The sequence below is a fragment of the Nocardia sp. NPDC050630 genome (assembly GCF_044457245.1).
Lineage (GTDB): Bacteria > Actinomycetota > Actinomycetes > Mycobacteriales > Mycobacteriaceae > Nocardia.
Genome location: NZ_JBITGN010000010.1, coordinates 263183 through 286992 on the forward strand (window position 1 = coordinate 263183; position 23810 = coordinate 286992).

General features: G+C 65.3%; 22 protein-coding genes. 11 read left to right on the plus strand and 11 right to left on the minus strand.

Annotated elements, in window-relative coordinates; all coding sequences use genetic code 11:
• Positions 1-127 precede the first annotated feature (127 nt).
• Positions 128-694: an RNA polymerase sigma factor SigC gene (gene sigC, locus ACIBG0_RS25400; protein WP_397035460.1), complete on the minus strand. Its 567-nt coding sequence runs from the start codon at positions 692-694 to the stop codon at positions 128-130.
• A 65-nt stretch (positions 695-759) separates the two neighbouring features.
• Here sigC and ACIBG0_RS25405 point away from each other — a divergent pair, with 65 nt between their 5' ends.
• Both ACIBG0_RS25405 and ACIBG0_RS25410 read left to right on the plus strand, forming a co-directional pair.
• The gene (locus ACIBG0_RS25405; protein WP_397035461.1) at positions 760-1494 is read left to right on the plus strand and encodes a zf-HC2 domain-containing protein; all 735 of its coding nucleotides are present in this window, start codon (positions 760-762) and stop codon (positions 1492-1494) included.
• Between the two features lie 16 nt (positions 1495-1510).
• Positions 1511-3793 carry a heavy metal translocating P-type ATPase gene (locus ACIBG0_RS25410; RefSeq protein ID WP_397035462.1) on the plus strand — a complete coding sequence of 761 codons (2283 nt, stop codon included), beginning with the start codon at positions 1511-1513 and terminating at the stop codon, positions 3791-3793.
• A 1-nt stretch (position 3794) separates the two neighbouring features.
• Here the strand turns inward: ACIBG0_RS25410 and ACIBG0_RS25415 are convergent, their stop codons facing one another.
• Complete coding sequence (locus ACIBG0_RS25415; RefSeq protein ID WP_397035463.1) at positions 3795-5741, minus strand: cytochrome c oxidase assembly protein; 1947 nt, start codon at positions 5739-5741, stop codon at positions 3795-3797.
• Between the two features lie 391 nt (positions 5742-6132).
• Between ACIBG0_RS25415 and ctaD the strand changes: the two genes are divergently transcribed.
• A complete protein-coding gene (gene ctaD, locus ACIBG0_RS25420) occupies positions 6133-7869 on the plus strand; it encodes a cytochrome c oxidase subunit I (protein WP_397035464.1) in 1737 nt (578 codons plus the stop codon).
• Here the strand turns inward: ctaD and ACIBG0_RS25425 are convergent, their stop codons facing one another.
• Complete coding sequence (locus tag ACIBG0_RS25425; RefSeq protein ID WP_397035465.1) at positions 7870-9153, minus strand: glycosyltransferase 87 family protein; 1284 nt, start codon at positions 9151-9153, stop codon at positions 7870-7872.
• Positions 9154-9245: 92 nt separating this feature from the next.
• Here ACIBG0_RS25425 and ACIBG0_RS25430 point away from each other — a divergent pair, with 92 nt between their 5' ends.
• Positions 9246-9869 carry a TetR/AcrR family transcriptional regulator gene (locus ACIBG0_RS25430; protein WP_397035466.1) on the plus strand — a complete coding sequence of 208 codons (624 nt, stop codon included), beginning with the start codon at positions 9246-9248 and terminating at the stop codon, positions 9867-9869.
• Between the two features lie 2 nt (positions 9870-9871).
• Here the strand turns inward: ACIBG0_RS25430 and ACIBG0_RS25435 are convergent, their stop codons facing one another.
• Positions 9872-11020, minus strand: a complete 1149-nt coding sequence (locus tag ACIBG0_RS25435) for an alpha-hydroxy-acid oxidizing protein (RefSeq protein WP_397035467.1) — start codon at positions 11018-11020, stop codon at positions 9872-9874.
• Between the two features lie 270 nt (positions 11021-11290).
• Between ACIBG0_RS25435 and ACIBG0_RS25440 the strand changes: the two genes are divergently transcribed.
• Complete coding sequence (locus ACIBG0_RS25440) at positions 11291-11491, plus strand: hypothetical protein (RefSeq protein ID WP_397035468.1); 201 nt, start codon at positions 11291-11293, stop codon at positions 11489-11491.
• Between the two features lie 84 nt (positions 11492-11575).
• Here ACIBG0_RS25440 and ACIBG0_RS25445 read toward each other — a convergent pair whose 3' ends face one another.
• Both ACIBG0_RS25445 and ACIBG0_RS25450 read right to left on the minus strand, forming a co-directional pair.
• Positions 11576-11959 carry a hypothetical protein gene (locus ACIBG0_RS25445; protein ID WP_397035469.1) on the minus strand — a complete coding sequence of 128 codons (384 nt, stop codon included), beginning with the start codon at positions 11957-11959 and terminating at the stop codon, positions 11576-11578.
• Positions 11960-12016: 57 nt separating this feature from the next.
• Positions 12017-12763, minus strand: coding sequence for a thioesterase II family protein (locus ACIBG0_RS25450; RefSeq protein ID WP_397035470.1), 747 nt, complete (start codon positions 12761-12763; stop codon positions 12017-12019).
• 341 nt (positions 12764-13104) lie between these two features.
• Here ACIBG0_RS25450 and ACIBG0_RS25455 point away from each other — a divergent pair, with 341 nt between their 5' ends.
• A complete protein-coding gene (locus ACIBG0_RS25455; RefSeq protein ID WP_397035471.1) occupies positions 13105-13908 on the plus strand; it encodes a nuclear transport factor 2 family protein in 804 nt (267 codons plus the stop codon).
• Between the two features lie 35 nt (positions 13909-13943).
• Here the strand turns inward: ACIBG0_RS25455 and ACIBG0_RS25460 are convergent, their stop codons facing one another.
• Positions 13944-14846, minus strand: coding sequence for a sterol desaturase family protein (locus ACIBG0_RS25460; protein ID WP_397035472.1), 903 nt, complete (start codon positions 14844-14846; stop codon positions 13944-13946).
• Positions 14847-15057: 211 nt separating this feature from the next.
• Between ACIBG0_RS25460 and ACIBG0_RS25465 the strand changes: the two genes are divergently transcribed.
• Both ACIBG0_RS25465 and ACIBG0_RS25470 read left to right on the plus strand, forming a co-directional pair.
• Positions 15058-16221, plus strand: coding sequence for a sensor histidine kinase (locus tag ACIBG0_RS25465; protein WP_397035497.1), 1164 nt, complete (start codon positions 15058-15060; stop codon positions 16219-16221).
• A complete protein-coding gene (locus tag ACIBG0_RS25470) occupies positions 16218-16880 on the plus strand; it encodes a response regulator (RefSeq protein WP_397035473.1) in 663 nt (220 codons plus the stop codon). Before ACIBG0_RS25465 ends, ACIBG0_RS25470 begins: the two co-directional genes overlap by 4 nt.
• A 247-nt stretch (positions 16881-17127) precedes the next feature.
• Here the strand turns inward: ACIBG0_RS25470 and ACIBG0_RS25475 are convergent, their stop codons facing one another.
• The gene (locus tag ACIBG0_RS25475) at positions 17128-17589 is read right to left on the minus strand and encodes a DUF2231 domain-containing protein (RefSeq protein ID WP_397035474.1); all 462 of its coding nucleotides are present in this window, start codon (positions 17587-17589) and stop codon (positions 17128-17130) included.
• 95 nt (positions 17590-17684) lie between these two features.
• Positions 17685-18926: a PucR family transcriptional regulator gene (locus ACIBG0_RS25480; RefSeq protein WP_397035475.1), complete on the minus strand. Its 1242-nt coding sequence runs from the start codon at positions 18924-18926 to the stop codon at positions 17685-17687.
• A 326-nt stretch (positions 18927-19252) separates the two neighbouring features.
• Here ACIBG0_RS25480 and ACIBG0_RS25485 point away from each other — a divergent pair, with 326 nt between their 5' ends.
• Positions 19253-20578 (plus strand): lipase family protein, encoded by a 1326-nt coding sequence (locus tag ACIBG0_RS25485; protein ID WP_397035476.1) that lies wholly within the window; start codon positions 19253-19255, stop codon positions 20576-20578.
• Positions 20579-20687: 109 nt separating this feature from the next.
• A complete protein-coding gene (locus ACIBG0_RS25490) occupies positions 20688-21341 on the plus strand; it encodes a VC0807 family protein (protein WP_397035477.1) in 654 nt (217 codons plus the stop codon).
• On the opposite strand, the gene ACIBG0_RS25495 is transcribed toward ACIBG0_RS25490, so the two are convergent.
• Complete coding sequence (locus ACIBG0_RS25495; RefSeq protein WP_397035478.1) at positions 21342-21896, minus strand: PadR family transcriptional regulator; 555 nt, start codon at positions 21894-21896, stop codon at positions 21342-21344.
• An 87-nt stretch (positions 21897-21983) separates the two neighbouring features.
• On the opposite strand from ACIBG0_RS25495, the gene ACIBG0_RS25500 reads away from it, so the two are divergent.
• Complete coding sequence (locus ACIBG0_RS25500) at positions 21984-22385, plus strand: nuclear transport factor 2 family protein (protein WP_397035479.1); 402 nt, start codon at positions 21984-21986, stop codon at positions 22383-22385.
• Here ACIBG0_RS25500 and ACIBG0_RS25505 read toward each other — a convergent pair.
• On the minus strand, positions 22379-23806 hold the full coding sequence (locus tag ACIBG0_RS25505; RefSeq protein WP_397035480.1) for a lipase maturation factor family protein: 1428 nt from the start codon (positions 23804-23806) through the stop codon (positions 22379-22381). The two genes, ACIBG0_RS25500 and ACIBG0_RS25505, sit on opposite strands and share 7 nt — an antisense overlap.
• Between the last annotated feature and the right edge of the window lie 4 nt (positions 23807-23810).

Consider the following 23810-nt stretch of genomic DNA (forward strand, 5'->3'; position numbering starts at 1 on the left):
ATCTGATTGCGTTACACCGCAATACCTTGACCGCCAACTGCCCGCGAGGTCCGAAAGCTGCCGCCTTACTCGGGGATTCGCGAACCGCGGATGCCGCGGAGCAGAGCAGGGATGCGACGCTGCAGAGTCAGCCGTTGGCGCGACGCTTACCGCCGAAGCGCGTTGCGGCTATGAGGTCTTCGCGAGCACGCGCCACCCGCGAACGCACCGTGCCCACCGGACACCCACACACCGCCGCGGCCTCGGCATACGACAAACCGAGCACCTGTGTCAGCACCAGCGCCTCCCGACGCTCCGCGGACAGATCCTCGAGCAACAGCTTCAGCTCCACGATGTCGGCGAGCCCATCGCGCCGCGCCACCAGACGGTCCGCCGCGGCAACCCAATCGACGCCCTGCGCAATGCTCGGCCGCGCCACGGCCATTCGCACCTGATCTACGACGACACGGCGCGCGATCGACAGCAACCAGGTCCGGGCGCTGGAACGACCCTCGAAGCGTTTGATGCTGCCCAGCGCACGCAGATAGGTCTCCTGGGTCAGATCATCGGCACGCGACAGCTCGGTGAGATGGGCCAACAATCGCCAGACATCCTTCTGGGTACCCCGGATAAAAGCTTCCAGAGCTCGTCGATCCCCACGCGCCGCCGCTAGTGCCAGCTGAGTCGTCTCGTCATCCTCGGCGGGCGTCGGCATGGGTTCGACAATAACCCCTGCGCGCCCTCGGGAACTTTGCGGTGCTGGCGGACGACAATCTGTACGTGGAGTGCAAGGTTTGCCGGACCGCACTGTCGGCCCGGATCGATGGCGAACGCGAAACCGTGCCCGCGGCGCGTGTCGACGAACACCTGGAACAGTGCGCGCAGTGCTGTTCCTGGTACGCGGCCGCCGTGGAGACCTCGCGCCTGCTGCGCGGCGGTTCGGCGTACGCACCCGATCTCACCGATGCCATATTCGCGGCCGCCGATCTGGAGCGTCCGCGCGGATCGGTGTGGCGGACATTGCTTTCCGAGGTGAAGTGGCTCAGGCTGCTGCTCGGTCTGCTCGGGATCGTGCAGTGTGTGCTGGCGATCGGCCAGTTCGCCGGATTCGACTTCGGCATGACGCATCACCACGACGCTGAAATGACTCAGCACCTGATGAACGAGTCGACGGCATGGAGCCTGGCGATCGGCATCGGATTTATCTACTGCGCGCTGCGGCCGTACGCCACCTCCGGTGTGCTGCCGGTACTGGGCGTGCTGGTGGCAACGCTCACCGCCTTCGTCATCGGTGATCTGTATTCGGGGGTCGTGCCGATCCCCCGGGTGCTCTCGCACGGCATTCTGGTCGCCGCGTTGGTGCTGGTCGTGGTGGTGCATCGCACCCGCCGACCGCAAACCTCGCCGCCGTCACGGACTAGCAATCCCGCGCCCACCGAACTCGTCCTGCCACCCGGCGCCCGATTCGGCCGCCGCACCGGCCATCTCCGCTCTACCCAAGATCCTGCCGCCTGACACCGAACGGAATTGAATGAACACAGCAACGCGAGCGGCGGTCGCCCCAGATCTCAGCACTGGTCCGGAACGCGAAACCACCCGCATTTCGCTCGCGGTATCCGGAATGACCTGCGCCGCTTGCGCGAACCGAGTGGAACGCAAGCTCAATAAGGTCGAGGGCGTACTGGCCTCGGTGAACTATGCGACCGGCGTCGCCACCGTCGATGCGGCCAAGGACATCTCCACCGACCAGCTCTGCGCCGAGGTGGTCGCGGCGGGTTACGGCGCGCAGCCGATCACCGATAGCATCGGACCCGTCTCCTGTGCCCCCGAGGAGGCGGCAGTCCGGGATCTGTTCCGCCGCTTGGTCGTCGCACTACTGCTGTTTTTCCCCCTCGCCGATCTGTCGGTGATGTTCGCGATGGTCCCGGCCACCCGGATCACCGGCTGGCAGATCATCCTGACCGTGCTTGCGCTGCCCGTGGTGGTGTGGGCAGCCGCGCCATTCCACCGAAAGGCCCTGGTGGGCGCGAAGAATTTTACGGCGAGTATGGACACACTGGTTTCCGTCGGCGTAACGACCGCGACGCTGTGGTCGCTCGACACCATGTTCCTGCACGCGGAGCGAACCGAAATCCCGAACGGCGTATGGGACGCGTTCTGGTCCGGTGATGCGATCTATCTCGAAGCCGCGGCGGGGGTTACCACATTCGTGCTCGCCGGGCGGTATTTCGAGGCGAAGGCCAAGCGTTCGGCGGGCAGTGCGCTGCGTGCGCTTGCCGCACTCGGCGCGCGCGAGGTCACGGTGCTGACCCGCGACAATCGCGATATGCGGGTCCCCATCGGTGAACTCGTCGAGGGACAGCGGTTCGTGGTTCGCCCCGGTGAGACCATCGCCACCGACGGCTTGGTGGTTTCCGGCGAGTCGAGTGTGGATGCCAGCGCGATGACCGGCGAATCCATTCCGGTCGAGGTGACCGAGGGGATGGCCGTCATCGGTGGCACTACCGCGCTCACCGGTCGGCTTGTCGTGGAGGCGGCCGCGGTGGGCGCGGATACGAAGCTGTCCGGCATGATCCGGTTGGTCGAGCAGGCACAGACCGGGAAGGCGCGCATGCAGCGCGTCGCCGATCGGGTCTCCTCGGTCTTCGTGCCGTTCGTCTTCGCGGTGGCGGCAGGCACTTTCGCGACCTGGTGGCTGCTCGGTTCCGGTGTGGACCGGGCCGCCTCGTCCGCCCTCGCCGTGCTCGTGGTCGCGTGTCCGTGTGCTTTGGGGCTGGCGATTCCGACGGCGCTGATGGTGGCATCCGGGCGCGGAGCCCAGCTCGGCATTTTCATCAAGGGACACCAGGCGCTCGAAGCCACCCGCGATGTGGACACCGTGGTGTTGGACAAGACCGGCACGGTCACCAACGGCGTGATGAGCGTGGTCGCGGTGACCGTCACGGATTCGGCGACCGAGGACGAAGTGTTGCGATTGGTGGGTGCGGTGGAGGCGGCCTCCGAACACGCTGTGGCCGCCGCCATCACCCGGCACGCCAGGACCTTGCTCGACGACCTGCCGGTGGTCGAATCCTTCACGGCACTACCGGGTTTGGGCGCACGCGGTGTAGTCGCGGGTCGCGAGGTAATGGTCGGTCGTCTCCGCCTACTGAACGATCACGGTATCGACGTCCCGCAGACGCTGAGTCGTGCTGTGTGCCAGGAGGAACGCGCGGGACGCACCGTAGTGCTCGCGGTAGTCGATGGTGCGGCCCGCGCGGTGATCGCGGTCGCCGATACCGTGAAGGACACCGCCGCCGATGCCATCGCCCGACTGCACGCTCTCGGGCTGCGCATCCTGATGTTCACCGGTGACAATGCCTATGCCGCACAGTCGGTCGCGGATGAGATCGGCATCGATGAGGTTGTCGCCGAACTGCTTCCGGAGGGCAAGGTCGAACTCATTACCCGCATGCAGGAGCAGGGCCGCCGCATCGTCATGGTCGGCGACGGCATCAATGACGGCGCCGCGCTGGCCACCGCCGACCTCGGCATGGCCATCGGGACGGGTACCGATGTCGCGATCGCGGCCGCCGATGTCATCCTGGTCCGCGACGATCTCGCCGCCGTTGCCGATGCCATCGAACTCGCCCATGCCACCCTGCGCACCATCAAGGGAAATCTCGTGTGGGCCTTCGGTTATAACGTGGTCGCCATCCCGGTGGCGGTGCTCGGCCTGCTGAATCCGTTGATCGCCGGTGCGGCCATGGCGTTCTCGTCGTTCTTCGTTGTCTCCAACAGTCTGCGCCTGCGGCGGGTGCGGTTCGCGCGCTGAATCAACGGCGCGACTGCGCCAATTTCTCCAGCATGGCATTGTAGGCAGCGAGTTCGGAGTCGCCGTACTCGTCGTCCTTGCGATCGGAACGCACCGCGGTGCGACGATCCTGGGCCACCCACTGTGTCAGCAGCGCACCGACCACAAGCAGGATCGGGATTTCGCCGGAGACCCAGGCAATGCCGCCGCCGACCCGCTGATCGGCCATCAGGTCCATATGCCAGGGCAATTGGAGTTGTTCGTAGAAACGCTCGCCGATAATGGTGTTCATCGACATCACCGCGACGCCGAAGAAGGCGTGAAAGGGCATGATGGCGAACAACATACCGAGCCGACCCAGATGCGGCAGGCGGCGCGGACCCGGGTCGATGCCGATAATGGCCCAGTAGAACAGATAGCCGATGATCAGGAAGTGCACGTTCATCAAGACGTGGCCCCAGTGATAACGGATCAGGTTCTGGAACAGCGGCGTGAAGTACAGGCCGTAGAGCGAGAGCACGAACGCCGCGATCGCGGTGCCGGGATGGGCCAGTATCGCGGTCGGGCGGGAATGCAATATCCACAGAACCCATTCGCGCACACCGGGAACCGCGTCCTTGGGCGCGGCGGGAACGGTACGCAGCAGCAGGGTCACCGGCGCGCCGAGTACCAGCAGCACCGGTACGAACATATTGAGCGCCATATGCGTGATCATGTGCATGCTGAACATGGCGTAGCCGTACGCGCCGATGCCCGACGACGTCGAAATCAGCAGGGCGACACAGCCGCTGGTCCACGACAGCGTGCGCCATGGCGACCAGGTGTCCCCCCGCCGCCGCAGGCGCAGTACGCCGACGGCGTACAGCGCGATACCGGTGAGAGCTGCGGTACCGAGGACGATATCGAAGCGCCACATGGTCATCAGTCGCCAGACGTCGGCCCGCCCCGGCAGATCGAAGCCGAGGAACACCTCCTGCGCGGTGAATGAGCGGTCGGCGAAGGCGGGCGCCGGTTGGACGGCCATCGACACCAGAGCAGCCGTCGCGACTAAGGAAAGCGCGCCGGTTCCTGAGATCAGAACGCTCGAAACATCTTCGGCAGCAATCCTTCTCAGCATGATCCCGATTGCGACGGCCGACCCGACGAGCACCAGGGCGAGCCGACCGTAGTCCGTGCTGACCAGCGCCGACAACGGCAATAGGACGGCACCGAGCACCAGCCCGCTGAGCGTGGCCGCGGTAAGACACAACTGCCCGATGAGCCCGTACCGCCGGACCGCGGCCTGGGAGCGGTTCCGCCGGAACTGCGCCGCCACACACCAGGCCAGACCCGGCAGCACCGAGACCGCCGGTTGGAAGATGATCATCGCGCCGGTGGCGAAGTCGTGATTCGGCCCCTCCCCCGCATTGCCGACCATTGCGGGCGGCAGCACCGCGATCAATGCGAGCACAGTCGGCACCACCAGTCCGGTCCACGCCAAAGTCATCCGCGTAACCAGCGCGACCACGCCGGCCAGCACCGAGACCACAATCCATGCCTTCGGCTGCTCGCTCGCATCGACCAGCGCGCCGACCGCACCTCGCTCCAGCGCGACACCCATCGACAACCCACCACCATTCGCCGCACTCACCGGTATCAGGACCAGCGCCGAGCCGAGCCACACCAGACTCGCCCGCTCCGCCACCCGGACCCCGGCATAGCCGTCCACATCGACCCGCCCACGCGCGGTAACAACGGTGCAGCACAGCGCGTAAATCAATGCGCCGAATGTGAACGCACCCGCCAGTGCGGCGACCACCCGCAGCACGATGTAGAACACGACATCCGGGAGCCCGGGATACGCGATGCCCGCCGACCGGTAGGGCATATCACCGGCCGCGCGCACAGAGAGCAACACGAGCGCGCCGGCGGCGAGCGCCGCGATCAGCCACACGAGGTGATCGGAGCGCTTGACCTGCACGTTTTCCACCAATCCTCGATTGCCAAAGATCCGCGACGGCCATGGATGTGCCAGCCCTCGCACACAGGTCGGCCGCTGCCAGCGGCTGGTTCCCGGTCCGCGACCAGTGTGATGCACGTCATATGGCAGGCGTCACAGCCGGACGGCGACGGGGTTCACGGCGCCGAAGGTATCCGAGCGCGCACCGCAACCGGTGCAGGAATCGCACGCCCGTGGCGAAGAAGCAGTGGATGCGGAAATAGCAGGTGTCGCACCAGAGCACATCCCACCGTGATCGCAGCCGGAGTCATACCGTGACAGCAGACAAGTCGGCGGCAATGGCGCAAAGCACGCATGTCGCGGATCGAAGAGGCGCATAATCCGGACAAGGCTGATCAGCGATCGGAAGGTGGCGACGGCCGTGGTTACGACCGAACTCGAAGTTGCGCGGCCCTATCCGCAGCGGGTCGGGCCGAAGGGCTCCTATTTCTGGAAAATGCTCACGACCACCGATCCGAAGGTCCTCGGGGTCATGTATCTGACCAGCGCGATGACCTACTTCTTCATCGGTGGTCTCATCGCGCTGCTGATGCGCGGTGAGTTGGCACGCCCCGGTATGCAGTTCCTGTCACCCGAGCAGTTCAACCAGCTGTTCACCATGCACGGCACGATCATGCTGCTGTTCTATGCGACGCCGATCCTGTTCGGTTTCGCCAACTGCGTGCTGCCGCTGCAGATCGGTGCGCCGGATGTGGCGTTCCCCCGGCTCAATGCCCTCAGTTACTGGCTGTACCTGTTCGGCGCGACCATCGCCACGGCGGGCTTCGTCACGCCCGGCGGCGCCGCCGACTTCGGGTGGACCGGCTACACCCCGCTGAGCACCATCGAGCACGCGCCGGGAGCGGGTGCGGATCTGTGGATCCTGGGGCTGGCGGTCTCCGGTGTCGGCACCATCCTCGGCGGCGTCAATATGATCACCACTGTGGTCTGCCTGCGTGCTCCCGGTATGACCATGTTCCGGATGCCGATCTTCACCTGGAACATCCTGGTCACCAGCATCCTGATCCTGCTTGCCTTCCCGATTCTGACCGCGGCTCTGATGGCGCTGGCCTACGACCGCCACCTCGGCGGGCATATCTACGATGCCGGCACCGGCGGCGTCGTGCTGTGGCAGCACCTGTTCTGGTTCTTCGGCCACCCCGAGGTGTACATCGTCGCGCTGCCGTTCTTCGGCATCGTCACCGAGATCTTCCCGGTATTCAGTCGCAAGCCGCTATTCGGTTACACCACATTGGTCTACGCGACACTGGCCATAGGCGCGCTATCGGTCGCGGTGTGGGCGCACCACATGTACGCCACCGGTGCGGTGCTGCTGCCGTACTTCTCGTTCATGACCTTCCTGATCGCCGTCCCGACCGGTGTGAAGTTCTTCAACTGGATCGGCACCATGTGGCGCGGCCAGCTCACCTTCGAGACGCCGATGCTGTTTTCCCTCGGCTTCCTGGTCACCTTCCTCTTCGGCGGCCTGTCCGGCGTCATCCTGGCCAGCCCACCCCTGGACTTCCACGTCACCGACACCTATTTCGTGGTCGCGCATTTCCACTACGTGTTGTTCGGCACCATCGTGTTCGCGACATTCGCGGGGATCTATTTCTGGTTCCCGAAGATGACCGGACGCATGCTGGACGAGCGCCTGGGCAAGTGGCACTTCTGGACCACACTCGTCGGCTTCCACACCACCTTCTTGGTGCAGCACTGGTTGGGCGCCGAGGGTATGCCGCGCCGCTATGCCGACTACCTGCCCGGTGACGGGTTCACCACGCTGAACACGATTTCCACCATCGGTGCCTTCATCCTGGGCGCGTCGATGCTGCCGTTCATCTGGAATGTGTTCAAGAGCTACCGTTACGGCGAGGTCGTCACGGTGGATGATCCGTGGGGTTACGGCAACTCACTGGAGTGGGCCACCACCTGCCCGCCGCCGCGGCACAACTTCTACGAACTGCCGCGCATCCGTTCCGAGCGTCCCGCTTTCGAGCTGCACTACCCGCACATGGCCGATCGCATGCGCTCCGAATTGCACGTCGGTTGGGGCTCGGGCGCCAAACACGCCGCCGCGGTCGCGGAACGGGAACCGGCGGACGCTTCGGAGGCCTGATTACCGCGCCGGGGCGGGGAGTGCGTCACGTGCCGAACGTCGCAGCGCAACGGCGGCCGCACCGAATAATGCGAGCGTCAGCCAGATGTATCCATTGTGGAGGAAGGTCGCGAGGTGGCTTCCCGCGGGATAGTCGTAGATGCTGCTCATGGTCGGGTCGAAGAAGGCGATCACACCTCCGGATGCGACCACCACTGCGATGAGCAGCCCGATCGATGTGACCGCACCGCGTCTGCGCAAGGCCAGGTCTGCCAGATAGACCAGCAGTGGTGCGAGCCATACCCAGTGGTGAACCCAGCTGTACGGGGACACCGCGGTGGTGGTGAGTCCGACCAGCACCACCGCGGGCAGTTCGTATCCGGTCAGCGACAGCCGACGTGCCAGATACAGGCATACCGCTGCAATCGCGAAAGCGCCTGCCAGCCAGAGCAATTGGTGTACACCCTGGACACCGATGGTGCGTGCGAGCAGACCGCGCAATGATTCGTTGCGCGGATTCTCCGGCACACCGACGCGCGTGGGGTCGGCGAACGCACCGCTCCAGAAGGACAGCGAGTCCTTGGGCATGGCCGCGAGACCGATGAGTACGGTCGCCGCGAATACACCGATGGCCGTAACGGCCGCCCGATACCTGCGGGTCACCAGCAGATAGACCACGAAGAAGGCGGGGGTGAGTTTGATGCCTGCTGCGATCCCGGTCAGCACGCCCTTCCAGCGTGAGGAATCGGGCAACGCCATATCGGCGAGCACCAGCATCAACAGGAAGATATTGATCTGACCGAAGGCCATGGTCTCGCGCACCGGCTCGCACCACATCAGCAGTCCGGCGATCGGCACGGCGATCAACACCAACCGCAGGTCGCGACGGTAGCCGAGCATCGAAAGCGCCGCCAACACCGACGCGGTGAGCATGGCGAAGTTGCCGAAGGCACCGACGTAGGTGAAGACGTCACCGTGCAGATCGACCAGCGGAACGAACAGCAGCGCGGCGAACGGCGTGTAGACGAACTCCCAGACGCCTCGAGTCTGCCCCAGCAGCGGCGTGTCATAGATGGAGGCGCCGTCGACCACGCGGTGCCCGGCGATCTGATAGACGCTCAGATCCATCAGATGCATCATGACCTGCATCGTTTGCCGCACCTGGTGGATGTAGTACACACCGGCGACCGCCCCGAGGATCGAGATCACCCAACACGCCGCGGCGGGAATGGCGCGGCGTTCGGGCTCTGTCGGTGCCGCGGTTGGCGGCGCCGTGGTCTCGATCGTCGATACAGGCACGCTCATCTCCCAGCGATCGGGGTCCGGACTCGCCGACCCACGGTAGTGGCACCGCGCGTGCGACGCACACCGCTCGGTAGGACCGGTATGGTCCTCGGATGCCTGCTGGCTCCTCATCGCGGATGTACGACGGACGGCCCGTTGCCGCCCGCCGTGCGCGACGGCGGGAGCAATTTCTGGCCGCCGGAGTCGAGGTATTCGGGGAGAGCGGCTACCAGAACAGCTCGATTACCGCGCTGTGCCGGGCGGCCGGATTGGCGCGCAGCCAGTTCTATGAGCATTTCGGCAACCGCGATGATCTGTTGATCGCGGTGTACGACCAGATCCAGACCGAGGCCAGGCAGGCGGTCACCGCCGCGATGGCGGCAACGGGTGACGCGGTCGGCTTGGCGCAGGCGGCGGTGCGGGCTTACGCGGAATCGATCGGACGTGACCCGCGCGTGGCCCGGATCGCGCATGTCGAGGTCGTCGGGGTCGGTGAACGCGTCGAGCAACGCAGGCTGGAGCAGCGGGCGCTGTGGATGGACTTCTTCGAGAACCAGATGCGTCGGACGCTCGGACCCGATTTCGAGCCGCCAGGTGGCTTCCATACCGCCGTGATCGGATACTTCGGCGCACTACTCGCCCTGGTACACCAGTGGAGCACCGGTGACGAGCAGACCGACCTCGCCGGGATCACCGAGGTGCTTACCCGATTCCTGATCAGCCTGATGACACCGTAGCTTCAGCGCCGCGACCGGATATTCTCGCGCACCGCGGCGACATCCGGATAGCCGTTCACCGCCATGAGCAGATCCGCCTCCGCCAGAATCATCCGCAATACGTGCACCAGACCCGAAACCCCGCCCAGCGCAAGGCCGTACACATACGGACGGCCGATGCCGACCATCGTCGCACCCAGTCCGAGGGCCTTGATCACATCGGTGCCCGACCGCACGCCGGAGTCGAAAAGCACCGGCACCCGGTCGGCAACGGCTTCGACCACGCCGGGCAGCGTCTCCAGTGCGCTCAGACCGCCATTGGCTTGGCGCCCACCGTGATTCGAGCAGTAGATGCCGTCGATACCCGCATCGATCGCGCGGCGCGCGTCATCGGGATGGCAGATGCCCTTGAGGACGATCGGCAACTCGGTCAGCGACCGAAGCCACTCGAGATCGTCCCAGGTCAGCGAATTTCCGAAGGTCTGTACCCAGTGCAGCACGATGGACTGTGGATCGTCCGAGCCGACCATCTTCTGGAAAACGGGATCGCAGGTGTAGTTCTTCAGCACATGCCCGCGCAACTGCGGGAAGTTCCCGCTCGACAGATCACGTGGTCGCCAGCCCGGAATCCAGGTGTCCAACGTGACCGTGATGCCGCGATATCCGGCCGCCTCGGCCCGGCTCACCAGACTCGCCGCCAGATCGCGATTCTTCGGCGTGTACAGCTGGAAGAAGCTCGGCGTCGCACCCGCGTGCGCGATGACCTGCTCCAGCGGATCCGCCATGAGCGTCGAGAAGACCGCTGGCACACCGGTTTTCGCCGCCGCCTCGGCGACTGCGATATCACCGTGCTTATCGCCGACCAAGCCGATCACACCGACCGGGGACATGAAGATCGGGCTGGGAAAGGTGAGTCCCCAGGCGTGTACCGACAGATCGCGCTCGGTCGCACCGACGAGCATCCGCGGCACTACACCCCAGTCCTCGAATGCCTCGACATTGCGCCGCTGGGTCAACTCGTCGCCGGCTCCGCCCGCGATATAGGAGTGCAGCGTTGCCGGCAGTGCGGCCGAGGCCTTTGCCTCGAGCGTCGCGAAATCCATCGGGAACTCGGGCGCATGCCCGCCGAGGGCGGCGAAGTAGATCTCGTTCTGATAGTCGCCGAACGCCACTGTTCTGCCCTTCGGTAGGGGTCGATCGGAGGGGTGGCCTCCGCTTGCCGGAATATTAGACGCTAATGTCCATGATCAACGCCGGACGAACCGCGAAACATTCGACCACGGCACAGCCGAGGACTCTGTGCGATGTGCGTCACAGTCTCGTAGTGTTCGCACCGGATGACCTGCGCATCGAGGTCCGACGGCCGTACCTGCTGTAGCGCGACTAACCGCTGGAGCGACGGGTAATCCACCGAGCAGCTGACAGATTGTGAGAACCGCGCCGTGAATCCCGACTACCTCGATAGACCTGGTGACCACGACCTTCTGGTGGCCGATCAGATCAAGAGCCGTCCACTACGCCGCTTGGTGCAACTGGCGCTCGGTCTATCCGCCGAGTCCATGGACTTACTCACCGCACTCACCGACCGACTACGAACCGCGGAGGGGGCGCTGGCCGATCCGGCGACCAGCGGCGAATTCTAGCCTCGATAATCGCAGGGCACGACCGCGCGGGACATGACGGTCGTGGCGGTCGACGGCCTGTAGGACCACAATTTCGTCCGCGCATCACTGGATGACGAGACCGCCGGCACGCCACAGCCAGCGCCAGCGCGGCAGCTCCATGAGCACGGTGAGCACCGCCAACACACTGACCGGAACTGCGAGCCACACCGGCCAGACCACCCATGCCGCGACGACCGCCGCGACCAGTTGCAGAACTACCAGCGCGATAGTGCCCCACCCTGGTACGGCGACGAGCACCTGCTTCTTGTCACCCGGCGTAGCAAATACGGTGGGCAGCCCGATCAGCGCAACCACCGAAAACACCGCCAGCACAACCGAATGCCCGGCCAGCGCCCATGGCGTCGCGATCCAGGCGATGAGCTCGGTCGCAAAACGCAGTACCGACGCGACGCGCCCCTGCCCTGTGAGATTCGGCGATTCAGACACGGGCGCCAGCGTGCCATGCAACGCGGCCCGGTGCTCGGTGCCGCCGCGGTGCCAACGCTAGACGAGTAGCTCCCGCTGGACCGCGGCCGCGACCTCTGGCAGCCGATCCCACAGGTAGAAGTGCCCGCCGGGAAATTCCCGCAGCTCGAAGGCGCCTGAGGTATGCGACTGCCAGGCCTCGGCCTCGGCCTCGCTCACCCGGGGATCGCGGTCACCGACCAGTACCGTCAGCGGGCAGCCCACGCGCGCGCCCGGGTCGGGCCGATAGGTCTCCACGGCACGGTAGTCGCTGCGAATTACCGGCAGGAATGCCGCGGCGATCTCGGGATCATCGAGCATTTCGACTCCCGGCCCGCCGAGCAGCCGCAGTTCGGTGAGGATTCCGGCATCCGATCGCCGATGCACCGATTCGTACCGCAGCGACGACGGCGCGCGCCGTCCCGATGCGAAAAGATGCAGCGGCGCTACACCTTCGGCCTCCATGAGCCTGGCGACCTCGAAGGCGACCACCGCACCGAGACTGTGTCCGAACAGCGCGATCGGCAGCTCGCGGTGCTCGAGCACGGCGGGCAGCGCGCCCGCAGCCAATTCGGCCACCGTCTCCAACAACGGTTCCCTGTGCCGGTCCTGCCGCCCCGGACTCTGCACCGCGAGCACCTCTAGTGGCCCGTCGATGGCTCGCGCGAGTGTGGCGAACGAACTCGCCGAACCACCGGCATGTGCGAAACAGATCACGCGCGCCACCGGGCGCGGGTGCGGGCGTAGGCGCTGCAGCCAGCGCTCGTGCACAGTGGATTCGGTCATCCGCGATTATCTCCAGATCAGTTCAGCATTTGGTGCTCAGCATAAATCGCGGTTCGGTACGCCTGCGCACCCGCAACTTTCGTACAGCACGGCGACCAGGCCGCCACCGGCTTCGGCGACGAACTTCGTCATGGGAGATCAGCACGCCCTCCCGCCCGTACCAGGCGCTGATCAAGGCGACATCGACATCGACACCGCCCCGTATCCATGACGGCGAGAGTGGCCGAGACGGGCGCCGGCTGAGCCGGGGATGGTGTCGCCGGTCCAGCGGCGCACCGACCCCGCAGCGCCGAAATTAGAACATGTTCTACCATAAGACGCAGTAGCGAGGAGGAACTGCCATGCCGCTGGATTCCACAGCCCAGGACCTGATCGCGGCCGTCCAGGCGTCACCGCGTGCGGTGACGGCTCATGACAAGGTGGCCTGGGTCGAACTGTTCACCGCCGAGGCGACGGTCAACGATCCGGTCGGTTCCCGCCCGCATATCGGCCGCGCCGCGATCGAACGGTTCTACGACACCTTCATCGGCCCCAATACCATCGCCTTCCAGGTCGACCACGACTTCGTCGGCCCGTCGACCGTAGTCCGCGACCTGCTGATCCGCACCACCATGTCGACCGGCGCCACCGTCGCGGTGCCCATGCATCTGCGCTACGACCTCGTCGAGCAGGACGGCGTCTGGAAGATCACCCGGCTGGCCGCCCATTGGGAGTTGGCCGCGATGATCGTGCAGCTTCTGCGCACCGGACTGCCCGGACTCGGCGCCGCACTGAAATTGGGCCCGCAGCTGATCGCCAATCAGGGCTTCGATGGCATGCTCGGCATGATGCAGGCGCTGGGCGGTATCGGCCGGTCGGGCAAACGCGTTGCGGCCCAGATATTCTCGGCCGCAGCCGCCACGGACATCTCGCGGGTTCGTCGCCTGCTCAGCGAACGCACGATCATCGAACTGGCCGGAACCAGAATCTCGCTGGAGGAATTCACCAATCGTTCTCGAAATATGCAGTGGGGCAAGCTGATCGCGGCCGGACGCACGGTGAGTGCCAGCGTCCAGCTCGATGCCGCCCAGGGTGTCGCCTTTGTCGAGTTCGCCCCGGACAGTCGACGAATCACCGCCATCCGCATATTCATTCACTCGATCTAGACCTGGTTCGCGGCGACGGTCAGACACCGCGAAAGCTAAGCGGCGACCGATCCCTCGCGCGCTGCGGCTGGGATGACCGTCGGATCGACCGGCGCCGCTTCGGTCCAACCGGGCGGTCCGAAGATGTAGCCGAGGCGCCCGCGCCACGTATTCGCATGGCGCACATCACTGATCAGCGCGCCGAGTTCGTGATAATTGACCTTCAGCGGGTTGTCGGTGCCGATGTTCTTGGTGAGGCCGTAGCGAATGGGTTCGCTCTCCGCGGCGAAGCTGCCGAAGAGCCGGTCCCAGACGATGAAGACGCCGCCGTAATTCCTATCGATATAGGGCTGATTCGAACCGTGGTGAATGCGGTGGTGCGCCGGGGTGTTGAACAGGAATTCGATCGGGCGCGCCAGGGTGCGGATGCGCTGGGTGTGGATCGGGAACTGGTAGAGCAGCCCGATGGTCTGCAGCAGGAAGATCATCCACGCCGGTAGCCCGATCAAAGCCGCCGGCACCCAGGCGAATCCGCGCACGACAGTGGCGGCCGGATGCACCCACGGCAGGCGGATGGCCGTCGACAGATTGAAGTACTGACTAGAGTGGTGCACGCTGTGCGCGGTCCACAGCAGCCGGACCCGATGGTCGGCGCGATGGGCCCAGTAGTAGCAGAAGTCGGTGATCACCAGCCCGAGCACCCACACCCACCATGTGGTCGGCGAAAGGTGCAGCGGAGTGATGGCGGCCGCGACGACCACCGCCGAGAAGGGAATCAGATACTGCAACACCGGCTTCAGGAATCGGCCGAGCAGGTAGGTGGTGATATTGGAGGCCATATCCCGTCCGGAGTGACCGTTGGCCGGACGGTCCGGGTCGCGGCGATAGTCGATCCACTCCACGAACATGAGTACGGCGAACGCCGGTAAGGCGTAGATGAATAACTGCGCACCAATCACAATGGCTCCTCCGCTGTGCTGCTCCACCGCCACGTTACGGGCGCTGGCCTGGGCAAACATCGCGCTGACGAGGGATTTGCCGTCCCCCGGGCGGGGGATGCGCCGCGGCTGTCGCCCAGGCAGACTTTCGCGGAATATGGACCAACGCTGGGTAGGATCGCCCGCGGACGGCTCGACCCGGACGGCGCGAAGGTGGTGCGAACTGTTGGATGTGAGCAGATCGCTGGCCCGCCAATCGCTGGTGGTCGCCGTCGCGGCCGCGGCGGTCGATGCCGCGATGTTGACGCTGAATGGGATCTTCGCGGTGGCCCCATGGCAGACCGCCGCGGTGCTGATCGCCATCGTCGCGGCCGATCTGGCATTGGCCGCGCCGCCACGCACCGCCGGTGTGGTGGCCTTGATCCAGGTGGCGCTGCGCCTGGCCGAGGCCATGATGCTGCACCGGCACGGCTTCGCCGCACGCTTCGCCGATGTCGGATTCCTGGTGGCGGGATATCGGGCGGGCGCCTGGATGGTCGGTCCCGAATCGGTGCTGACCGTTATCGCGATGAGCGCCGGCTTCGCCAGCGCGCATCTACTGATCAGCAGCAATACCTCACATGATTGGCGGTTGCTGCTGGCCTCGACGGTATCGGCCGGTGTGGTGCCTTGGCTGGTCGGCCGGTATACGGCGGCGCGGGGCGCGTATATCGCCGATCTGGAGCAGCAGGCCAAGTTGCGCGAACAGGAGCAGCGCAGCGCACTCGCCCGCGCCGTCGCCGAGGAACGCGCCGCCATTGCCAGGGATCTGCACGATGTGATCTCCCATCACGTCAGCGCCATCGGCATCCATGCCGGCGCGGCGCGCATCGCCATGGCCGACACCGGGAATGCCGCCGCCGCCCGATCGCTGACCGCGGTGGAATCGAGTAGTCGCGCGGCCATGGTCGACCTGCGCCGTCAACTCGATCTGCTACACGGACGCGAGGAGGACGGCCAGCGACAGCCCGGGCTCGCCGATATCGAGGATCTGCTGGAGCGAGTACGCGCGGCGGGTCTCGCCGTCGATTTCACCGTGCGAGGTACGGCGGTCGCGCTGCCGGATTCGCTGAACCTGACCCTTTATCGCATCGTGCAGGAGATGCTGACCAATGCGCTGCGCCACGGCGACGGCGCGCATGCGCAGCTGGTCGTGGACTATCAGCCCAACCGCGTGGTGCTGGAGTCGATCAACCCGCTCGCCGAGACCGCCGAGGTGGGCGATACGGCGGCGCACCGTGGGCTCAGCGGGATTCGCCAACGTGCCGAGTTGTTCGGCGGTGAACTGCGATTCGGTCCGAACGATGCGCAAAACCATTGGCACACCAGGGTTTCCCTGCCGATCGGAGGTTCGTGAACGCACCGGTGCGCGTATTGATCGCCGATGACCACAGCATGTTCCGTTCCGGACTGCGCGCGGTGGTCGACAGTCAGACCGATCTCGAATGCGTCGCCGAGGTCGGTGACGGCCGCTGTGCCATCACCGAAACCGCCCGGCTGCGCCCGGATGTCGCGATTGTGGATGTCCGCATGCCGAAGCTGGACGGACTCGCGGCCACCGCGGCGATTGTCGCGGCGGGCGGCACTCGCGTCCTTGTACTCACCACCTACGACAGCGACGCCAACCTCTACCGCGCACTGCAGGCCGGTGCCAGCGGGTTCCTACTGAAAAGCCTGCCGCCGGAGGAGCTGGTGGCCGCCATCCGAATCGCGGCCCGTGGTGATGCCCTGATCGACCCGTCGATGACGCGACGGTTGATATCGAGGTTCGCTGGCACGCTCGCTCCAACCGACAGCCCATCCGAGGTCGAGCAGTTGACCGCCCGGGAGCGAGAAGTATTGCTGCTACTGGCCGATGCGCGCAGCAATGCCGAGATCGCCGCGGCACTCGGCGTCGGCGAAGAGACGGTCAAAACACACGTATCCCGAGTACTCGCGAAACTCGGTGTGCGCGACCGCATCCACGCTGTCGTGTACGCCCACAAACACGGCCTCGTCCCTCCCCACAGCCACTAGCTGTCGCGTATCCCAGCACTCGGCCGCACCAGCGATAGCCCTTGCGCGATACTCCCCAGCCGTTGGGCTTCGTCGGCGACACCCAGACCGATGCGAGTTGGAGTTGGGGGACACCGTGCATCGGGTCTGGTCAGATATTTCGCCCGGCCGGTCGTCCAACTCTTGGTCGAATCCGGCCCTGGAAGTGAGGGATTCGCTCAGGAGCTGAAGCCGCAGCCGCACAGCCATGCAGCTACCGATCATGCCACTACGGCGCTTGGGCACCCCACACAGCATGTGAGCCCGAATCTCCGACGCGGTATACCTGCGTGGTCGCCGCACCGCCTGCGGCGATCGCCAATACCGCCGCCAGCACAGTGACCACGCGCCGCACCGGACGTCCACGCTCGTCGCGCAGGTGGACAACGATGAGCAATGCCGCTACGAGCAACAGCGGCACCACGAAGTAGATCATCGTGTCGCCGAGATCTGCGTGCTCATCGATGGCGGGGGATCCGCCGAGCTTGTGCTGAAGCCACTCCCCCGCCTCGGTCGTCACCGGGGTCAGCGCGACAGTGCTCGCGGCCAACCCGGTGACCAGCCAGATCAGCCGCCGACGAGCCGCGGGCCAGACCGCCGACAAGATGAGCAGTGCCGCGGTCAGCGGAACGAAGACCACGATGAGGTGCACCAGCAGCACATGCGCGGGTAACCCGTTGATCGTCGACATGGTGCACTCCCGGAGTTCGTGGCCGCCGCGGCTGTCGCGGCCCAAGTACCTGCCTCACCTCACGGATCAGGGCGGTACACGGTTCATCCCGCCAATCAGTCCCCCTCGACGACCTCCGCGGCCTCACCCACCGGATAGAACCGATGCACCGTGAGCGCCGCCGCCAGTAACCGCGAACCATTGGGCTCGCTCGGATCAATACCGGTGAGCTCGGCGATACGCTTGAGCCGATAGCTGAAGGTGTTGGGATGCACGTGCACCTGCGCCGCGGCTGCCTTGCGATCGGACCCGTGCCGCAGATGCGCCTCCAGCGCCTCGAACAGGTGCGGGCGCAACAGCAGCGGGGCAATACGGTCGGCAAGCCGGTCCCGGGCCGGACCCGGCCGGGTCAACTGGTACTCGAGCAGCAGATCATCCAGGTCGTACAGCCCGCTGGGCCGGTTGAGCAGGCGGGCCAGTTCGGCCAGATCGGTCGCCTCCTGCACCGCATGAGGCAGCAGATTCCGCTCGACCGCGCGACGTTCGGCGAGGAAGACATCGACCCCGAACTGTTCGGTGAGTTCCGCGGCCAGCCGCTCGTACTCCGTGGAATCAGACCCACTGGGCAGCAGCGCAATTCCGATCGTGCCGTCGAATGTGCTCAAGGCCTTGGTTCCGGCAATCCCGTCCAATGCCCGCTGCAACACCCGGATTCGGCGGCGGGTGAGCAGATCGGCGACCACGATCGGGTGGTCGTCCGGAGGGATATGAATGGCGAGCACTGTATACCGCTCCGCGAGAACGACATCCGCGCGTGCCGCCAGTTCCTCCGCGGACTGGCCACGCAACAGCGCCGAACACAGCGCCCGGCGCGCCTCGCGTTCGGCGTGGTAGATCGACTGCTCCACATCGGTATAGGCCTCCACCACGGCGACGTTGATATCGCGCAGCAGATCGAGCAGGCGAGCACCGAAGGCGATCAGATCGGGCATGTCCTCCGGCGTGGCCACCGCCGCCGCCTCCTGCACGATCACCTGACCGGATCCGTGTACCGCATGCATCAACAGCCCCAAGGGAATTCGGTCCTCGGCATGCCGCTCGGCCACCGGACCGACGAATTCGATCACCTCCGTTCCGGTGAAGACCCGCTGCTCCTGGATCGCACGCAGGAAGGCCTGTCCGCATCCGGCGATCGCGGGCAGCACCTCGGCGGTGAAATGTCCATCCGGCAGACCCGCGGTCGGGGGCGTCGACCCGAAGCCCGCCTCGAGCATGCGTTCAGCGATTTCGGGTAACCGACGAACCAGTCGGGCGATAATCGGTGCGTCTCCGGACAACGGGGGTAGGACCACGGGCATGACTTGCACGTTACCCAACGAAACCATTTTCCGATAAATCTCGCAACCGCCCGGTTTTTGTCTCCGAAGACAAAATTTCCGTGGATTCTTCTCTTCCGCGTGCAGTGACAGGCCAGCTCGACATGACCCTGCTCACCTGCGCATTCCACCGCGCTACCGGGTGACGACGGTCACCGTCAACACCGCGCGTCGGAGAAAAACACCCGGCTCAATTGTGTTTCGGAACAATTATTTTTCCACCCCCGAATTGCTACGTTGAGTATCGGTATTCCGGCGTCATTTCAAATAGAACACCGTGCCGGTGCGCCTCGAAAGGATGTTGCGGAATGAGCGTGCAGGCCGACGCCGGATGGGAATCGGCGCACCCGGTTGCCGAAATGTATCGTTCGACTCGACCACTGCAACCGGAACTGGATCGGTTCTATCGTCCACCCGCCGGATTCGCACGCTTCGCCCGCGGCACCATCCTGCGGACACGCGAGGTCGAGCTCGCCCTGTTCGGCCGTGTGCCACTGAAGTTTTCGGCGTGGCAGCTGCTGTACCGCACCAGCAACCTGCACGGCACCGCCGAGGCCGCGGTGACCACGGTGCTACTGCCATGGGGTGCCGACCCGCGCGAACCACGACCGCTGGTCTCGTTCCAATGCGCCATCGACGGCGTCAGCTCGAAATGTCTGCCCTCGTACGCGTTGCGGCGCGGCGCGCGGGCACTCGGCTCGATTCCGCAGGTCGAACTGCCCGTCATCACCTATGCACTGGCCCGCGGCTGGGCGATCTCGGTGCCCGACCACGGCGGGCTGGCCGGACATTTCGGGGTGCCGCGCGAACCCGGTTACCGATCCCTCGACGCCATCCGTGCGAGCCTGCGCTTCGCACCACTCGGCCTGAGCGAGGCGACTCCCATTGCGCTGTGGGGTTATTCGGGCGGCGGCCTCGCCACGGCGTGGACCGCGGAACTGGCCGCCGAATACGCACCGGAACTCGATATCGTCGGCGCGGTCGCCGGCTCACCGGTCGGCGATCCCGGTTCGGCCTTCGCGCGGTTGAACGGCACCTTCTTCGCGGGTTTCGCGACGGTGTGCGTGGCCGGATTGCGCCGGGCCTACGCGGATCTGGATCGTATCCTGCGCGCCCATGTGAAGTCCGAATTCCTCGATCTGCTCAGCGATGCCGAAACGCGGACCACACTGCATCTGCTGTTCCGGTTGATGGGCAAGAACGTCGACGACTACAGCCACCGCACCTTCGCCGATCTGCTCGCCGAACCCGGCTTGCAGCAGATCATGGCCGAGATCCGTCCCGGCGTGCAGGCGCCGGTCATGCCGTTGCTCGTCATCCAGGGCATCAATGACGAGCTCATCGCCGTCGACGATATCGATCAACACGTTGCCCGCTATACGGTCCGGGGCGCGCACGTCCGCTATCTGCGCGACCGCCTCAGCCTGCATTTGCCGCTGCTGTTCATCGGCGCACCGGCCACCATGAACTGGGTGGCGGATCGATTCGACAACCGCCCACTGCCCGCGGCGGGCACGAGAACGGTATGGTCGGTCGCCTTCACTAGGCGAGAGGCACTGAGCCACTTGCGTTTTGCCGCACTCTTCGTGCGCATGCTCGCGGGCAGACCGATCCGGCAATTCCGTCGGGCATGACAGTTGTCATGCCGGACCCGTGATGGTTGGCAGATTTGTCGCCCACCGCCGAGCCGTAACGTCATTTCACGTAGTGCACAGCCGATTTCACCAGCCAGGAGCACCCGTAATGACGACCATCGCACCGTCCGAGGCGGAGCCGACCGCGGCGCCGCGCTTCAACCCGATCCGCGTAATCGCCCCGATCGCCCGCGATATCGCGGTGCCCATCGGCGCGTACTTCCTGCTGACCGGCCTCGGCTACAGCGACTTCACCGGCCTGCTCGCCGGCACCCTGTTCTCGGGTGCGGTGCTGCTCACCGAGACGATCCGAACGCGGCGCCTCGAACCGTTCGCCGCGATCATGCTCGGCGTCTTCGCCTTCGGTCTGCTCGGTTCGCTGATCAGCGGCGACCCCCGGATGATGATCGTCAAGGATTCCGCGGGCACCGCGATCGTCGGTATCGCCTTCCTGATCAGCACCGTGGTCGGTAAACCGCTGACCTACCTGTCCGCACGCAAGGCACTCGCGGCCACCGGACCGGTCGAGCTCGCCGAATTCGAGGCGTCCTACCGAGCGAACCCGACCAAGCGCCGCGGCTTCAACACCCTGGCGATGGCCTGGGGCGTCGGCCTCGTCGCCGAAGCCACCGTCCGCATCCTGCTGGCCTACCAACTGCCCATACACACCATGGCCTGGCTTTCGCCGGTCCTGTCGATGATCTTCTTCACCCCGCTGATCGCCCTCAGTGTCCGTTTCGTCAAGCGCGCCCGCCGCGGCTGACTACGTGCGCCGCCGGTCCCGGTATTCGGGGTCGGCGGCGAGGTCTTCCCAGAACTCGACATAGGCCTGTTCGTGCAGGATGCCGAGCCGCAGGATGCGCGCACGCGACACCGCGCGCACCTTGTCGCTCGGGTCGATATCGGCGTACAGCGATCGATACGACTCGAGCAGCCGACGGTGTTCTCCTGCCTCGCTATTCGCCAGGGCGACCACATCGCCAGGAGCGCCGAGATCCGCGAAGAAGAGCTTGAGCTGTGCCGGGTCGCGGGTCTCGGCGGGCGGACTCTGTGGATCGGCGAGCCAGCGCTTCAATTCTGCCCGACCCGCATCGGTCAGATGGAAGAGTCGACGCCGCCGCCCGCCCTGCTCGGCCTCCTCTTCGAGCAGCCCCTGCTCGGCCAAGCGCACGGGAATACGATACAGCTGGGCGTGCGGCACGGGCCAGAAGTAGTCGACACTCTCCTCGAGCCTGGCCTTCAACTCGTAGGGCGTGAGGGGTCCGTGCCGGGCGATGAGCCCGAGCACGATGTGGTCCTGCGGCCCGAGATCCGCCATGCCTTCTCCATCTCATTGACACCGTCTCACTGAGACTATAGATTAATGTCATCGAGACCGTATCAATGAGACTATTGAGGAGCGACGATGCGCGACTTCGGCATCACCCTGTTCGACGAATGGACCGCGATGTGGAACGGCGATCTGGGGCTCGCGGACAAGATCATGGCCCCAGAATTCACTCTCCGCTATGCCCAGCCCGGTGCCAGCGACTACGACGATATCCACGACCCCCGGACCTTCGCCGCCAAGATCGCCGAATTCCACGAGCAGCGTCCCGGGATCCGATTCATACCGCAGGGCGAGCCGGTCGTCGAAATAGACGACACCCGAACGGGATTCGTGGCACGGCCGTACGGTGCGGCGTTGACCGGACCGGATGGCGAGCAGGTCGATGTGAGCGGCACCGATATCCTGCGCATCGCCGATGGCCTCATCACCGAGGTCTGGTCGGTCTCCGGCGGCCCGGCCGGACGCAGTTACTACTGACCCAACGCCATCGGCGGGAGATACTCGCCGACCAGGGTGCGGCGCCACAATGTGTGCTCGTGCTGGAGTTCGGCGCGAGTTGCGAAGCGGTACAGATAGATTCGCGCCCGCACGTAGGTCGGCGGAGTATCGCGGAAGGGACAGCGGCGTAGTAGTCGCAGGGTCGCGGGGTCGTTGCGCAGCAGTCGTTCGACGAAGCCGAGCAGCCAGCCGCGGGCGTAGGACGGGGAGATCGCGGCGAACCACATCAGCCAGTCCAGCCTGAGGTGGTAAGGGGCCCATTGCCGTGGCCATCGACGCGGATCCCCCGGCTTACCCTTGAACTCGTACTCCCGCCACAGTGTCCGGTCGGTGATCTCCGCTTCGTCGGTCCCCTCGAACACCACCTCCTCGCGGGTTCGGCCGATACTGCCGAACGCACCATAGGTGTTGACCAGGTGCAATGGGTTGAAGGACGCATTCATGCGCTGCTGGCGCGAAACCAGATTGCGGGCGGGCCAGTAGCTCAGGAACAGCACCACGACGGTGCACGCGATCACCAGACCCGCGAACCACGGCGATGCCGCGGGCATGGACGGCGGGTCCGGTACGGGCAGAACCGCTTGTGCCGAGGACATATCGATCACGGTGCTGGCCAACACAATCGTCACCCAGTTCAACCAGGCGAAATTGCCGGAGAGCACCAGCCACAGTTGCGTGACGATAATGAACGCGGCGGCCATGCTCGCCACCGGCTGCGGTGCGAAAAGTCCCCAGGGTACGACGAGTTGGGCGAAATGATTGGCCGCCACCTCCACTCGATGCAGCGGTTTGGGCAAGCGATGGAAGAACCAGCTCAGCGGGCCGGGCATCGGCTGGGTCTCGTGGTGGTAATACAGACAGGTCAGATCGCGCCAGCAGGAATCGCCACGCATCTTGATCAGACCGGCGCCGAACTCCACCCGGAATAGCAGCCACCGCGCCAACCACAACACCAGCACCGGCGGCGCGACCCGGTCATTGCCGAGGAAGATTGCCAGGAATCCGGCCTCCAGCAGCAGCGATTCCCACCCGAACGCGTACCACGCCTGCCCCACATTCACGATCGACAGGTACAGCGCCCACAGCACCGCCCACAGCAGCATCGCGACCCACAGCGGCACCAGGTTCAACACACCGGCCACCACCGCGGCCGACAGCGCCGCACCGGACCAGGCGACCGAAGCGAAGAACCGATCCGAATAGTGGAAATGGAAAATACTGGGAGCCTGGCGAAATTCCACCCGCCGGACGAATCTGGGCACCGGCAACATCCCCTTCGCGCCGATGAGTGCTCGAAATTGCCGCGCCGCCGCCACGAAGGCGACCAGATAGATAGCGGCCAGACCGTGCTGGAAGACCAGTCGGCCCAACCAGTACTCGGATTCGGTGAACGATGGCATGCCC

Excerpts from the sequence above, each read along its gene's own strand:
- sigC (WP_397035460.1), bottom strand. The coding sequence starts at position 694 with ATGCCGACGCCCGCCGAGGATGACGAGACGACTCAGCTGGCACTAGCG.
- ACIBG0_RS25410 (WP_397035462.1), top strand. The coding sequence starts at position 1,511 with ATGAACACAGCAACGCGAGCGGCGGTCGCCCCAGATCTCAGCACTGGT.
- ACIBG0_RS25425 (WP_397035465.1), bottom strand. The coding sequence starts at position 9,153 with ATGAGCGTGCCTGTATCGACGATCGAGACCACGGCGCCGCCAACCGCG.
- ACIBG0_RS25430 (WP_397035466.1), top strand. The coding sequence starts at position 9,246 with ATGCCTGCTGGCTCCTCATCGCGGATGTACGACGGACGGCCCGTTGCC.
- ACIBG0_RS25450 (WP_397035470.1), bottom strand. The coding sequence starts at position 12,763 with ATGACCGAATCCACTGTGCACGAGCGCTGGCTGCAGCGCCTACGCCCG.
- ACIBG0_RS25455 (WP_397035471.1), top strand. The coding sequence starts at position 13,105 with ATGCCGCTGGATTCCACAGCCCAGGACCTGATCGCGGCCGTCCAGGCG.
- ACIBG0_RS25475 (WP_397035474.1), bottom strand. The coding sequence starts at position 17,589 with ATGTCGACGATCAACGGGTTACCCGCGCATGTGCTGCTGGTGCACCTC.
- ACIBG0_RS25480 (WP_397035475.1), bottom strand. The coding sequence starts at position 18,926 with ATGCCCGTGGTCCTACCCCCGTTGTCCGGAGACGCACCGATTATCGCC.
- ACIBG0_RS25485 (WP_397035476.1), top strand. The coding sequence starts at position 19,253 with ATGAGCGTGCAGGCCGACGCCGGATGGGAATCGGCGCACCCGGTTGCC.
- ACIBG0_RS25490 (WP_397035477.1), top strand. The coding sequence starts at position 20,688 with ATGACGACCATCGCACCGTCCGAGGCGGAGCCGACCGCGGCGCCGCGC.
- ACIBG0_RS25495 (WP_397035478.1), bottom strand. The coding sequence starts at position 21,896 with ATGGCGGATCTCGGGCCGCAGGACCACATCGTGCTCGGGCTCATCGCC.
- ACIBG0_RS25500 (WP_397035479.1), top strand. The coding sequence starts at position 21,984 with ATGCGCGACTTCGGCATCACCCTGTTCGACGAATGGACCGCGATGTGG.
- ACIBG0_RS25505 (WP_397035480.1), bottom strand. The coding sequence starts at position 23,806 with ATGCCATCGTTCACCGAATCCGAGTACTGGTTGGGCCGACTGGTCTTC.